The sequence below is a fragment of the Burkholderia contaminans genome, assembly GCF_029633825.1.
GTDB classification, from domain to species: domain Bacteria; phylum Pseudomonadota; class Gammaproteobacteria; order Burkholderiales; family Burkholderiaceae; genus Burkholderia; species Burkholderia contaminans.
In genome coordinates this window covers 1,787,397-1,800,288 of the sequence record NZ_CP090641.1, presented here as the reverse complement: position 1 = coordinate 1,800,288, position 12,892 = coordinate 1,787,397, and the positions used below count along the sequence as shown (strand labels likewise).

At 67.1% G+C, this 12,892-nt stretch carries 15 protein-coding genes; 6 read left to right on the top strand and 9 right to left on the bottom strand.

Annotated features, from left to right (window positions below; genetic code table 11):
* Positions 1–48 precede the first annotated feature (48 nt).
* On the top strand, positions 49–663 hold the full coding sequence (locus LXE91_RS25760) for a LysE family translocator (RefSeq protein ID WP_039344460.1): 615 nt from the start codon (positions 49–51) through the stop codon (positions 661–663).
* Positions 664–773: 110 nt separating this feature from the next.
* Positions 774–1,022 (top strand): hypothetical protein, encoded by a 249-nt coding sequence (locus tag LXE91_RS25755; protein ID WP_039344463.1) that lies wholly within the window; start codon positions 774–776, stop codon positions 1,020–1,022.
* A gap of 60 nt (positions 1,023–1,082) precedes the next feature.
* On the opposite strand, the gene LXE91_RS25750 is transcribed toward LXE91_RS25755, so the two are convergent.
* From LXE91_RS25750 to pobA, 7 genes are all read right to left on the bottom strand, one after another.
* Positions 1,083–2,441 carry an MFS transporter gene (locus LXE91_RS25750; protein WP_039344466.1) on the bottom strand — a complete coding sequence of 453 codons (1,359 nt, stop codon included), beginning with the start codon at positions 2,439–2,441 and terminating at the stop codon, positions 1,083–1,085.
* Between the two features lie 172 nt (positions 2,442–2,613).
* A complete protein-coding gene (gene pcaC / locus LXE91_RS25745) occupies positions 2,614–3,000 on the bottom strand; it encodes a 4-carboxymuconolactone decarboxylase (protein ID WP_034206288.1) in 387 nt (128 codons plus the stop codon).
* A gap of 10 nt (positions 3,001–3,010) precedes the next feature.
* Positions 3,011–3,796 carry a 3-oxoadipate enol-lactonase gene (pcaD, locus tag LXE91_RS25740; protein WP_039344475.1) on the bottom strand — a complete coding sequence of 262 codons (786 nt, stop codon included), beginning with the start codon at positions 3,794–3,796 and terminating at the stop codon, positions 3,011–3,013.
* Positions 3,796–5,169 carry a 3-carboxy-cis,cis-muconate cycloisomerase gene (locus tag LXE91_RS25735; protein ID WP_039344477.1) on the bottom strand — a complete coding sequence of 458 codons (1,374 nt, stop codon included), beginning with the start codon at positions 5,167–5,169 and terminating at the stop codon, positions 3,796–3,798. Before LXE91_RS25735 ends, pcaD begins: the two co-directional genes overlap by 1 nt.
* An 88-nt stretch (positions 5,170–5,257) precedes the next feature.
* Entirely contained in the window at positions 5,258–5,914 is a 657-nt protein-coding gene (locus LXE91_RS25730; protein ID WP_034189746.1) for a CoA transferase subunit B, read from the bottom strand.
* A gap of 59 nt (positions 5,915–5,973) precedes the next feature.
* The gene (locus LXE91_RS25725; protein ID WP_039344485.1) at positions 5,974–6,690 is read right to left on the bottom strand and encodes a 3-oxoacid CoA-transferase subunit A; all 717 of its coding nucleotides are present in this window, start codon (positions 6,688–6,690) and stop codon (positions 5,974–5,976) included.
* 142 nt (positions 6,691–6,832) lie between these two features.
* Positions 6,833–8,065, bottom strand: a complete 1,233-nt coding sequence (pobA, locus tag LXE91_RS25720) for a 4-hydroxybenzoate 3-monooxygenase (RefSeq protein ID WP_039344488.1) — start codon at positions 8,063–8,065, stop codon at positions 6,833–6,835.
* Between the two features lie 116 nt (positions 8,066–8,181).
* Here pobA and LXE91_RS25715 point away from each other — a divergent pair, with 116 nt between their 5' ends.
* The 3 genes from LXE91_RS25715 (at position 8,182) to LXE91_RS25705 (ending at position 10,662) form a co-directional block, all read left to right on the top strand.
* Positions 8,182–9,108: a LysR family transcriptional regulator gene (locus LXE91_RS25715; protein WP_039344491.1), complete on the top strand. Its 927-nt coding sequence runs from the start codon at positions 8,182–8,184 to the stop codon at positions 9,106–9,108.
* Between the two features lie 118 nt (positions 9,109–9,226).
* Positions 9,227–9,859 carry a GTP cyclohydrolase I FolE gene (folE, locus tag LXE91_RS25710; RefSeq protein WP_039344494.1) on the top strand — a complete coding sequence of 211 codons (633 nt, stop codon included), beginning with the start codon at positions 9,227–9,229 and terminating at the stop codon, positions 9,857–9,859.
* Positions 9,859–10,662, top strand: coding sequence for an SDR family oxidoreductase (locus LXE91_RS25705; protein ID WP_039344497.1), 804 nt, complete (start codon positions 9,859–9,861; stop codon positions 10,660–10,662). Before folE ends, LXE91_RS25705 begins: the two co-directional genes overlap by 1 nt.
* A gap of 45 nt (positions 10,663–10,707) precedes the next feature.
* Here LXE91_RS25705 and epsC read toward each other — a convergent pair whose 3' ends face one another.
* Positions 10,708–11,628 carry a serine O-acetyltransferase EpsC gene (epsC, locus tag LXE91_RS25700; RefSeq protein WP_039344500.1) on the bottom strand — a complete coding sequence of 307 codons (921 nt, stop codon included), beginning with the start codon at positions 11,626–11,628 and terminating at the stop codon, positions 10,708–10,710.
* Positions 11,629–11,765: 137 nt separating this feature from the next.
* A complete protein-coding gene (locus LXE91_RS25695; protein ID WP_011356723.1) occupies positions 11,766–11,999 on the bottom strand; it encodes a hypothetical protein in 234 nt (77 codons plus the stop codon).
* A gap of 278 nt (positions 12,000–12,277) precedes the next feature.
* On the opposite strand from LXE91_RS25695, the gene LXE91_RS25690 reads away from it, so the two are divergent.
* Positions 12,278–12,688: a DUF3005 domain-containing protein gene (locus LXE91_RS25690; RefSeq protein WP_039344508.1), complete on the top strand. Its 411-nt coding sequence runs from the start codon at positions 12,278–12,280 to the stop codon at positions 12,686–12,688.
* The last annotated feature ends 204 nt before the right edge of the window (positions 12,689–12,892 follow it).

The following is a 12,892-nucleotide window of genomic DNA, read 5'->3' as shown; positions in this document are numbered from 1 at the left end:
CGCTAAACTGACCTCCATCCCAGTCCAGAACCGAATGGAGAATCCGCGATGGAATTCCTCACCCTCAGCGCATTGCCCGCCGGCATGCTGTTCGCGCTCGTTACGTCGATCACGCCCGGCCCGAACAACACGATGCTGCTCGCATCCGGCGTCAATTTCGGTTTCCGCCGCACCATGCCGCACCTGTTCGGCATCAGCATCGGCGTCGCGATCCTGATGCTCTGCGTCGGCTTCGGCCTCGGCGAAGCGTTCAAGCGCATGCCGGTGCTGTACACGATCCTCGAAGCGGCGAGCGTCGCGTACCTGCTGTACCTCGCGTGGCGCATCGGCACGTCGGGCGAAGTGAAGGCGCACGGCGGCAAGCCGCGTCCGATGACGTTCATCGAAGCCGCCGCGTTCCAGTGGATCAACCCGAAGGCCTGGATGATGGTGCTGACCGCCGCGACGACGGTCCGCCTGTCCGCCGACTACGGGATGAACGCCGCATGGATGGCCGTCGTGTTCATCCTGATCGGGTTCCCGTGCATCTGCCTGTGGGCCGCTTTCGGCCTCGGCCTGCGCCGCTTCCTGTCGAACCCGCGCGCGCTGCGCATGTTCAACATGACGATGGCCGCGCTGCTGATCCTGTCGCTGTACCCGCTGGTCGCGCACCTACTTGCGTAGTGAGCGCTCACCGCGCGCCCGTTGAGATTCGCCCGATGCAGGCGTACCCTTTTGTTACGGGCGCGCCCAACCGTTTCGCCGGTTGCGCCGCTGCTGCCGGGAGAGTGTCGATGAAGCCATTGCTGAGGGCGGGCGAACACATCGAGGGGATGCACTGGATCGCCGAGTATCACCCGCTCACGCACGAGATTCGCGTGCTGCGCGAGGACATCGAGATCGGCATCTACAGCGCGCCGCCGACGATGTTCGGTGAAGAGGAAGACATGGGCGCCGCGAACCTCGCCGATCATCGCGGCCGGGAGGCCGCGCTGCGCGCGTATCTGCGCACTTTCGTGAGGGAACACGACACGGAGGAATAGCCGGCGGCCCGACGGCCGCCGTAGCGGCGGGCCGGCGCATCGCACCGGCCCGCGCTTCGCTCAATGCCCGAGCGATTCGATCTTGCCTGCCGGCTGCGTCACGCCATGCGGCCGCGCCATCTGCTTGATCAGCAGCGCGACACACGCGAGCAAGCCCGCGACGGCGATCGTCGCGAACACGCCCGCGAACGAGAAGTGCCGGCGCGTCAGCTCGGCGACGAGAAACGATCCCGCAATCCCGCCGAAGCGGCCGACGCCGAGCATCCACGCGACACCCGTGCCACGCCCTTCGGTCGGATAGAACGCGGCGGCAAGCGCCGGCATCGACGATTGCGCGGTATTCATCAGCACGCCGGCCACGAACACGACCAGCACGAGCAGCCCGACGTTGCCGGCCGCCTGCCCGATCGCATAGACGCTCACCGCCGTCAGCGCATAGCACACGGCGATCACACGGTTCGCGTTGAAGCGGTCCATCAGCACACCGCACAGCACGGCGCCCACGCCGCCGAGCGGAAACAGCGCGGAGATCAGCGTCGCGCTCTTCGGCGTCAGCCCGGCATCCTTCAGCAGGATCGGCATCCAGTTGATCGACGCGTAGAAGATCACGAGGCCCATGAAGTACGCGAGCCACAGCATCACCGAGCCGACGATGTACGAGCGCGACAGCACGACGCCGAGGCCCTTGCCGCCGGTCTGCGGCGCGGCTTCCGTCAGCGCGAACGAGCCGGCGTTCAGCGCGTCGCGCGAGATGCGCGCGAGCGTCGCGCGAACCTTGTCGACCGCGTGGTTGTTGGCGACCATGAAGCGCACCGATTCCGGCATCTTCAGCAGCAACAGCACGCCGAGCAGCAGCGGCGTCACGCCGCCGAGGATCAGCACGCTGCGCCAGCCGAAATGCGGAATCATCCATGCGGCGAGGAAACCGCCGAACGCGGCGCCGAGCGGGAAGCCGCAGAACATCAGGTTGATCACGGTCGCGCGGCGCTTGTCCGGGCAGAACTCGCCCATCATCGTGACCGCGTTCGGCATCGCCGCGCCCAGTCCGACGCCGGTGATGAAACGCAGGATCGTCAGGTGCCCGATGGTCGTCGAGAATGCGGACATCAGGCATGCGACGCCGAACAGGAACACCGAGCCGAGCAGCAGCGAGCGGCGCCCGAGCTTGTCGGACAGCGGGCCCGACACGAGCGCGCCGCACGCGAGGCCGAACAGCGCGGCGCTCAGCACCGGTGCGAGATCCGGTTTGGTGAGGTTCCATTCGCCGAGCAGCGACGGCGCGATGAAGCCGATCGCAGCCGTATCGAAGCCGTCGAGCAGCACGATCACGAAACACATGAGGAATACGAGCCATTGAAAACCGCCGAACGGCTGCTCGTTGATGAAGGTCTGGACATCGACCACGGGTGTGCGATTCATCGCTAGTCTCCTGACATATACAAGCGACGCGGCCTCGGAACCACGTCTTGCCTTTATTCGCGCACCGGCCATCCGGTGCGCCGCGCGCCGATGCTCTGCCGGCACGTTCATTCATCGTCGAGGCCCGCCACCATCAGCGTGCCTCGACCCAAGCTCGGACTACACCCGGTACTTAACCGGCCGCATCCTGCTCCTTGAAGATCTTGTCCGCGAGATGGAACGCGGAGTTCGCAGCCGGCACGCCGCAATAGATCGCGGTCTGCAGCAGCACTTCCTTGATCTCGTCGCGCGTCACGCCGTTGTTGCGCGCGGCGCGCAGATGCAGCGCCAGTTCCTCGCCGCGGTTCAGCGCCACCATCATCGCGATGGTCAGCAGGCTGCGCGTATGGCGCGGCAGGCCGTCGCGCGTCCAGATCTCGCCCCATGCATAGCGCGTGATCAGGTTCTGGAATTCGTCGGTCACCTCGGTGCGGTTCTCGAGCGAACGGTCGACGTGCGCGTCGCCGAGCACCGCGCGGCGCACCTTCATCCCTGCTTCATAACGTTCCTGGTCGTCCATCGCCGGTGCCTCACGCGGTCAGGAAATCGAGCAGCGCGCGGTTGAAGCCGTCGGTGCACTCGATGTTCGAAATATGCGCGGCGTCGAATTCGACGTGCTGCGCACCCGGAATCGCGGCGGCCAGCGCGCGGCCCTGGTCGGGCGGCGTCGACATGTCCTTCGCGCCGGTCACGACGAGCACCGGCAGCGCGATGCCTTTCACCTCTTCGCGCAGGTCGGCTGCGTTCAGCGCGTCGCAGTTCGCCGCGTAGCCGTCTTTGTCGGTATGCACGAAGGTGTCGCGGATCGCATCGAACAGGCGCGGCTCACGTTCGACGAACGCGTCGGTGAACCAGCGCGGCAGCACGGCGTCGGCGAGCGCGGCCATCCCTTCGGCACGCGCCTTCTGCGCCCGCGGCGCCCACACTTCCGGCGAGCCGATCTTCGCGGCGGTGTTCGACAGCACCGCGCGAACAATGCGCGACGGGAAGCGTGCGGCCAGCGCAGCACCCGTCAGCCCGCCCATCGAAATCCCGCAGAAATGCGCGCGTGCGATGCCGACGTGGTCGAGCAGGCCGATCACGTCGCCGGCGAGCTGCTCGATCGTGTACGAACCGGCCGGCGCGTCGGAATGGCCGTGGCCGCGCGTGTCGTAGCGCAGGATGTTGAAATGCTGCGTGAGCGGACGGATCTGCGGCGCCCACATCTGCAGGTCGGCGCCGAGCGAGTTCGAGAAGACGAGCCACGGCGCGTCGTCGCGTGCCGCACGGTCGATCCGGTAATGCAGTTTCACGCCGTTGACAGTGGCGAAAGGCATCAATGTTCTCCTGGTGATTGCGCGCCCGCATGCAGCGCGAGCACGGCGTCGACGTAGGCCTGCGCCTCGCCGACGTAATGAGCGGGATCGAGCAGCCGCGCGAGCGCGTCGCGCGACAGGTGGGCCGACACGGTCGCATCGGCGGCGAGCACGTCGAACAGCGTCGCACCGGTACGTACGGCTTCCTTCGACGCATGTTCGACGACGTGATGCGCGTCGAGCCGGCCGATCTTGTCGCCGAGCGCGAGCATCACCGCTTCGCCGAGAATCAGCCCGCGGGTCAGGTCGAGGTTCGCGGCCAGGCGTTCGGCGTTCACGTCGAGGCCCGCGACGATCTGCGCGATCTGCGCCAGCGCGCCGCCGGTCAGGCGCGCGAGATCGGGCAGTGCATCCCACTCGGCCTGCCAGCCGCCGAGCGCGCGCTCGTGTTCCTGGACCATGCCCGCGAACACCGTCGCGACGAGGTTCGGCGCGCGCACGGCGGCCGTCAGCACGGCTGCGCAGCCGACCGGGTTGCGCTTGTGCGGCATCGTCGACGAGCCGCCCTTGCCGGCGGCGGCCGGCTCGCCGAGCTCGCCGACTTCGGTCTGCATCTGCAGCGACACGTCGCGCGCAATCTTGCCGAGCGTGCCCGTCAGCATCCCGAAGCAGGATGCGGCTTCCGCAATGCGGTCGCGCTGCGTGTGCCACGGCACGGCCGGCGCCGCGAGCTTCAGGTCCGCCGCCAGCGCGGCCGTGACGCCGGCCGCCTGCTCGCGCAGGCTCGCGAGCGTACCGGCCGCGCCGCCGAACTGCAGCACGAGCGCACGCTCGCGCAACTCGGCGAAGCGCGCGCGATGGCGCAGCAACGCATCGAGCCATTGCGCGAATTTCAGGCCGAGCGTGATCGGCAGCGCCTGCTGCAGCCACGTGCGGCCGATCATCGGCGTCGCGCGATGGGTGCGCGCGAGCGCCGCGAGCGATGCGCATGCTTCGTCGAGCATCGGCTCGAGCACGTCGAGCGTGTCGCGCAACTGCAGCACGGTGGCGGTATCGATGATGTCCTGGCTCGTCGCGCCCCAGTGCACGAACTTCGCGGCCTCGGGGTCGTCGGCCTTCACCTGCGCGGTGAGCTGCCTGACGAGCGGAATCGCGAGATTGCCGCCGAGCGCCGCGCCGTGCGCGAGCGCGTCGGCATCGAGCCGGCTCGCATCGCACGCGCGTTCGATCGGCGCAACCGCGGCGGCGGGAATCACCTGCTGCGCGGCGAGCGCACGCGCGAGCGCGGCTTCGACGTCGAGCATTCGCTGGATCGTCGCGCGGGGCGACCAGATCCGGTTGAGCGGCTCGGTGCCGCAGATGAGGGAGGTCAGACGGGCGCTGTCTTCGAGCATGGCATCAGATTGGGGAAACGGCGTGCGCCTATTGTCCACCCAAGCGTGCCGGCCTGCGCGCAAGCGCACGCGCCGGCACGCTCGCGGTTCAGGCAGCGGCCTTTTGCGTCGCGTCGATCAGCGGCACGCCGGTCAGCTTCTGCAGCTCGTCGAACGACAGGTCGGTGAAGATCTCGCTCACGGCAAGGCCGTCGGCCGTCACGTCGAGCACGGCGAGATCCGTATAGATGCGGCTCACGCACTGCACGCCGGTGACCGGATACGAGCACTGCGCGACGATCTTGCTCTCGCCCTGCTTCGTCAGGTGCTCCATCATCACGAACACCTGCTTCGCGCCGATCGCGAGGTCCATCGCGCCGCCGACCGCCGGAATCGCGTCAGGCGCGCCCGTATGCCAGTTCGCAAGGTCGCCGGTCGCCGAAACCTGGAACGCGCCGAGCACGCAGTAGTCGAGGTGGCCGCCGCGCATCATCGCGAACGAATCCGCGTGGTGGAAATACGCACCGCCGGTAAGCAGCGTGACGTGCTGCTTGCCGGCATTGATCAGTTCGTCGTCTTCCTCGCCGGGCGCGGGTGCGGGGCCCATGCCGAGCAACCCGTTCTCGCTGTGCAGGAAGATCTCCTTGCTCGGGTCGAGGTGGTTCGCCACCAGCGTCGGCACGCCGATGCCGAGGTTCACGTACGCGCCTTCGGGGATGTCCTGGGCGACGCGCTTGGCCATTTCATCGCGGGTCAGTCGTTTCATGTCGGTTTCCTGTCGACCGGAGTTGGCGCTTCAGCGCTTACTCCGGTCCCATACAAAGTTCAGGCGGCTTGGGACGTGGCGTGTTCGGCGGCCAACTCGGCCGCGTGCGCGGCCTGCGGCACCTCGACGATGCGCTGGACGAAAATGCCCGGCGTCACGATGTGTTCCGGGTTCAGCGCGCCGAGCGGCACGACTTCCGACACCTGCACGATCGCGACCTTCGCGGCGCTGGCCATGATCGGCCCGAAGTTGCGTGCCGTCTTGCGATACACGAGATTGCCCCAGCGATCGCCCTTGTAAGCCTTCACGAGCGCGAAATCGGCGTGGATCGGCGTCTCGAACACATACGGCTTGCCGTCGATCACGCGCGTTTCCTTGCCTTCCGCGAGCTTGGTGCCGTAGCCGGTCGGCGTGAAGAAGCCGCCGATGCCGGCGCCCGCCGCACGGATGCGCTCCGCGAGGTTGCCCTGCGGCACGAGCTCCAGCTCGATCTCGCCGGCGCGGTACAACCCGTCGAATATCTGCGAATCGCTCTGGCGCGGGAACGAGCAGATGATCTTGCGCACCTGCTTCGCCTTCAGCAGCGCCGCGAGGCCGGTTTCGCCGTTGCCCGCGTTGTTGTTGACGATCGTCAGGTCGCGCGCGCCCTGTTCGATCAGCGCGTCGATCAGCTCGGACGGCATGCCTGCCGTGCCGAAGCCGCCGATCATGATTGTCGCGCCGTCGTGGATGTCGGCCACCGCCGACTGAAGCGATTCGAAAATCTTGTTGACCATGTCTCTTCCTGATACGAACCCGCGGCTCGATGCGCGGCCTGTCGAGGGGACACGCGCGTGCCGCGTGCCGCGCCGGGGCCGATGTCGATCCCGGTTTTGTTCGCTATTCGAACCGAGATTCGATTAGCGAACGATGGGCCGATCATAGAGTCGCGCACAGCGCGTTGTCAAGGCGGGTTGCCTCGGGGGGTGTCGCATCGTCGAACGGCAGCCCGACGTAGTTTTCCGCGAGTGCCTGCGCGGCGGCCCGCGAGCGCGTCACGTATTTCAGCTCCGCAAACTTCAGGCGATTGACGAACGGCGAGTCTTCCGGCGACGAATGCAGCATGTTCGTCATGAAGTACGAGAAGTGCTCGGCGCGCCACACGCGCTCGAGGCAGGTCGCGGAATACGTGTCGAGCAGCGTCGCGTCGCCGTTGCGGTAGCGCGCACCGAGCGCGCGGGACAGCGCGCGGACGTCGGCCACCGCCAGGTTCATCCCCTTCGCGCCGGTCGGCGGCACGATGTGCGCGGCGTCGCCGGCAAGGAACAGGCGCCCGTGCTGCATCGTCTCCGACACGAAGCTGCGCATCGGCGTCACGCTCTTCTGCGTGATCCGGCCCTCGGTCGGCGTCCAGCCCGTGTCGTTCGAGAAGCGCGTGTGCAATTCGTCCCAGATCCGCGTGTCGGACCATTCGGTGAGGTCTTCGTCGGGCTTGCACTGCAGGTACAGGCGCGTGACCGTCGGCGAGCGCATCGAGAACAGCGCGAAACCGTTGTCGTGATGCGCGTAGACGAGCTCGTCGAGCGACGGCGCCGCGTCGGCGAGAATGCCGAGCCACGCGAACGGATAGACGCGCTCGAACGTGTTCAATCGTTCCGCCGGAATCGTCTGGCGCGCGATGCCGTGAAAGCCGTCGCAACCGGCGATGTAGTCGCAGTCGATGCGGTCTTCGCGGCCGTCGGCATGCTTGAACGTGACGAACGGGTGCTCGCCTTCGACGTCGTGCAACGCGACGTCGCTTACCTCGAAGTGCATCGCGTGGCCATGCTCGACGCCGGCCGCGATCAGGTCGCGCACCACTTCGTGCTGGCTGTAGACGGTGATCGCGCGCCCGCCGGTCAGCTCGGACAGGTCGATGCGGTGGCGCTGGCCCGAGAACAGCAGTTCGATGCCGTGATGTTCGAGCCCTTCACGGCGCATCCGGTCGCCGAGGCCGGCTTCGTTCAGCGTGTCGACCGTCCCCTGCTCCAGCACGCCGGCGCGGATGCGGTTCTCGCAGTATTCGCGGGAACGCGCTTCGACGAGGATGGAATCGATGCCTTGCAGGCGCAACAGATGGGAAAGCAAAAGGCCGGACGGACCGGCGCCGATGATGGCGACCTGGGTGCGCATTGTTCGTCTCCTGAACATTAATTCGAATCGTCGAACACATTTGAGCGCTTTCCCGACTATGCGGCAACGCGATTCAGGAGATATGTTGTATACGTTTTGACGATACTGGCCTGGCGATGGATGCGCTCGATCTGAACCTCATTCCCTACCTCGTCGCGCTCGACGACACGCGCAACGTGAGCCGCGCGGGCGACCTGCTCGGCGTCAGCCAGCCGCGCGTGAGCACGGCGCTCGGCCGCCTGCGCGAGTACTTCGGCGATCCGCTGTTCGTGCGCACGTCGCGCGGGATGGAGCCGACGCCGCGTGCGCTCGCGCTGCTGCCGGCCGCGCGCGACGCGCTCGCGCAGATCGAGCGCGGCCTCGTCGCGCCGCACGACTTCGACCCGGCCGCGAGCACGCATACGTTCTCGATCGCGCTGTCGGACGTCGGCGAGATCGTGTTCCTGCCGAAGCTGCTGCAGGCGTTCGCGACGCGCGCACCGCACGCGAACCTGCGCTCGGTCTCGCTCGCGCACGACGAAGTCGGGCGTGGCCTCGAAGCCGGTTCGATCGATCTCGCGGTGGGCTACTTCCCGGATCTCGACGGCAACAACTTCTTCCAGCAGCGCTTGTTCACGCACCGGTTCGTGTGCCTGATGCGGCGCGGCCATCCGTTCGAGCAGGCGCCGCCATTCACGGTCGAGCAGTTCCTCGGCTGCGGGCACGCGGTCGTGCGCGCCGAAGGGCGCAGCCAGGAAGTGCTGGAGAAATATCTCGCGAAGCAGCGCATGCAGCGCCGCGCGGTGCTCGAGACGCCGCACTTCATGAGCCTGCCGTTCATCCTGAGCCGCACCGACCTGATCGCGACGGTGCCGCATGCGATCGGCTATGCGTACGCGGCCGAGCACGCGTTCATCGTGCCCGTCGAGCCGCCGCTGGCGCTGCCGCGCTTCGACCTGAAGCAGCACTGGCATCGCAAGTATCACAACGATCCGCGCACCGCGTGGCTGCGCGGCGTCGTCGCGTCGCTCTTCAACGACGAACAGGACGAATGGCCGAAGTGAGCGCCGGGGCCTGTTCACGCGAAGAGCGGGCCCCCAGCCGCACACGCGCCCCGCGAAAGCATGAAACAATGCCCGGATTCCGCGCCGCCCCGGCGGCGGCATTCGATGGAGCAGATAGATGGCTAAAAAGAAGTCCGCGCGGCCTGAACCAGCCGCATCCCGCCCGAGCCGTGAAGAAGCGGAAGACGCCGTTCGCGTGCTGTTGCGCTGGGCCGGCGACGATCCCGCGCGCGAAGGCCTGGTCGACACGCCCGCACGGGTCGTGCGCGCCTATGAGCAGTTCTTCGCCGGCTATGCGCTGGAGCCGCGCGACATCCTCGCGCGCACGTTCAGCGAAGTCGACGGCTACGACGAAATGATCGTGCTGAAGGACATCCGCTTCGAGAGCTACTGCGAGCACCACATGGTGCCGATCATCGGCCGCGCGCACGTCGCGTATCTGCCGAATCATCGCGTGGTCGGCATCTCGAAGCTCGCGCGCCTCGTCGACGCGTTCGCGAAGCGCCTGCAGATCCAGGAAAAGATGACCGTGCAGATCGCCGACACGCTGTTCGACGTGCTGCAGCCGAAGGGCGTCGGCGTGATCCTCGAAGCCGCGCACCAGTGCATCTCGACGCGCGGCGTGCACAAGCCGGGCGTCGAGATGGTGACGTCGCGCATGCTCGGCACGTTCCGCACCGATCCGTCGACGCGGCGCGAATTCCTGTCGATCGTCGCCAATCCTTCTTCAGTCAACCTGACGAATACGTAATGGAGCAGACGAAGCAAGCGGCGCACGCGCCCGTCGTGCTCGTGACCGGCGCCGCGCGCCGGGCCGGGCGCGCGTTCGCCGAGTATTTCGCCGCGCACGGCTATCGCACCGCGGTGCATTACGACCGTTCGGCCGATGCCGCGCAGGCGGCGGCCCGCGCGATCGCCGAACGCGGGCACGATTCGGTCGCGCTGCAGGCCGACCTGTCGGACGCTGCGCAGATCACCGCGCTGATCGACCAGGTGTATGCGCGCTTCGGGCGCCTCGACGTGCTCGTCAACAACGCATCGGTGTTCTGGCAGGACCATTTCCCGAGCTTCGACCTCGCGGCATTCGACCAGGCGTGGGCCGTCAACTGCCGCGCGCCGATCCTGCTCACGCGCGCATTCTACGAACGGGCCCGCGCGACCGGCACGCAGGGTGTCGTGGTGAATGTGGTCGACCAGAAGATCAAGGAAAACTTTCACCGCGACCATTTCAGCTATACGGTCGCGAAGGCCGCGCTCGGCAACCTCACGCAGATGCTCGCGCTGTCGTCCGCGCCGGTGCTGCGCGTGAATGCGGTGTTCCCCGGGCTGATGCTGCCGAGCGACGACCAGACGCAAGCCGACTTCGAACACGCGAGCCGCGCATCGACGCCGCTCGCGCGCATCGCGGGCCCGGACGACGTCGCGAGCGCGATCCTGATGCTGACGGGCAACGCGTACAACGGCGTGGATTTCGTCGTCGATGCGGGGCAGAACCTGATCCGCGTCGACCAGGACGTGCTGTACAAGCACCGCGCGCCCGACGGCAAGCACTGACCGGTGCGCGCGTCGGCGGCCCGTAGCCGTCGGCCGCGCGCCGCGCTACGGCTTGTCGGCGCTGCCGCCTTCTCGAACCTTGCCCTGCGCGACGCTCGTGCCGGGCGGCACGCTGTGCGTGAGCCACACGTTGCCGCCGATCACCGAGCCGCGCCCGATCGTCACGCGACCCAGAATCGTCGCGCCCGCGTAGATCACCACGTCGTCCTCGACGATCGGGTGCCGCGCATTGCCCTTGACCAGCGTACCTTCGCCATCGGCCGGGAAGCTCTTTGCGCCGAGCGTGACGGCCTGGTACACGCGCACGCGCTCGCCGATGATCGCCGTCTCGCCGATCACGACACCCGTGCCGTGGTCGATGAAGAAGCTCGGGCCGATCTGCGCGCCGGGGTGGATGTCGATGCCGGTAGCCGAGTGGGCGATTTCATTGATGAATCGCGCCAGCAGCGGCACGCCCAGCTGGTGCAGCGCATGCGCGAGCCGGTGATGCATCATCGCCAGCACGCCGGGGTAGCACAGCAGGATCTCGGTGATGTGCTGCGCGGCCGGATCGCCCGCATACGCGGCCTGGATATCGCTGACGAGCAGCGCGCGGACGGCCGGCAGCTGCCGGCCGAATTCGCGCGCGATTTCGAACGCGCGTTCGTCGAGCTCGGCGAACGGCGTATCGACATGCTCGGGCAGGAACGGCAACGCGCGGCGGATCTGTTCGGACAGAATGCGCAGCGTGCTTTCGAGCGTGTGGCCGACGTAGAAGTCGACGCTTTCGTCGGTCAGATCCGGTGCGCCGTAGTGCGTCGGAAACATCGACGCGCGCAGGCCATTCACAATCTTGCAGATCGCGTCGCGCGACGGCAGCTCGCGAATGCCGCGCGGATGACGCGTGCGATGGAGTTCCTCGCGCGACTCGCGCAAGCCGGCAACGATTTCTTCAAGGCCCCACTGACGGGCGGGTGATGTCGACATATGCCAATGCAGGCAGCCACGCTCGGTCGCACGGCCGCTAATAAAGTGACGGGTTCCACAAGATTACCGCGTTTTCCGTCCGGGAGCGGCACGCCGGGGATCGGCCGGACGGCCGATGGCACCGGATAGCAGCGGCGTCAGATCGTGATGCTGCTCGCGTCGATCCATCGCACGGCCCAGTCGCGCGCGTGCGCGATCGCGTCGCCTTCGTCGTTGAACTGGAGCTCGATCGGGAAAAAACGGTTCGCGACGAGTTCCCCGTCGCTCGATCGGGAGATCACGACATAGGGTTTGAACGAACCGTCACTGGCGCGCGCGGGCGCGCAGTTCAACAGATAACCGCGGTGCGTGAAGGCAGTAGTCGCTTGCATGAATCCGCCACCTCAAGTCCCTTGCTTTGTTGTTCACTACCCGTCTTTAAGGGTGCTGCGGCCCCCCGGCGCGGGCAGAGGCGGCGCGACGGAATCCCCTGTCGCCGCTTCGCAGGAAAAGAATCATACTCTGTAGGAAACGCGTCTTCTAGCTGAAATAAATCATGACAAATCAGTGCGCGTCGCGCGACCGCGGCGATCGCCCGCGCGCCTTTTCCCGTCACGCCCGGAACGGGATTTGCTTCGATCCGGCACGCTTCGCCGCGAGGAGAGCCGCGATGGAATCATCCGGTCAAACCGCTCGTTCGCGTCCGCGCAGCATCGAGCTCGACAACGACGACACGCACGACAGCACGGTCGACACCGACGGCAAGAACCGCGAGGCGGCGCGCCTCGCCGGCGGCGGGCCGATCTCGCCCGACGAAATCACGCGCAGCAACGCGTCGCTCGTCAATGCGATGCCGGAAGCCGGCGACGGCTTCGCCGGTTTCGACAGCCGCCCCGGCGGCAATCATCCGGCGTTCGCGCTGCGTGCCGGCTACATGGTGATCGAGAAGGGCTTCGACGCGCCGCCGCCCATGAGCGACGCGCTGTTCGGCCCCGTCCACCGGATGTACGGCAGCACGCACTGGCCCGGCCACCAGCGGCGGCCGGAGCGCGTCTTCGAGCTGACGACCGTGCCGAGATAGCCGGCGCGGCGTTTGAATCGATCGTTCGTTTGCGGATCGGTATCGGTCGACGGCCGATGGCTGGGGATCGGCGTCCGCCCTTGCTGCGTGCCTACCGTGTGCCGGTCACAGCGCGATGCAAAAGCGAACGATTCCGCGCGGCGACACCGGCGGTGTCATGCATGCGGTGAATCGCAGCGACGCACTTGCATTGATCGAGGTCAT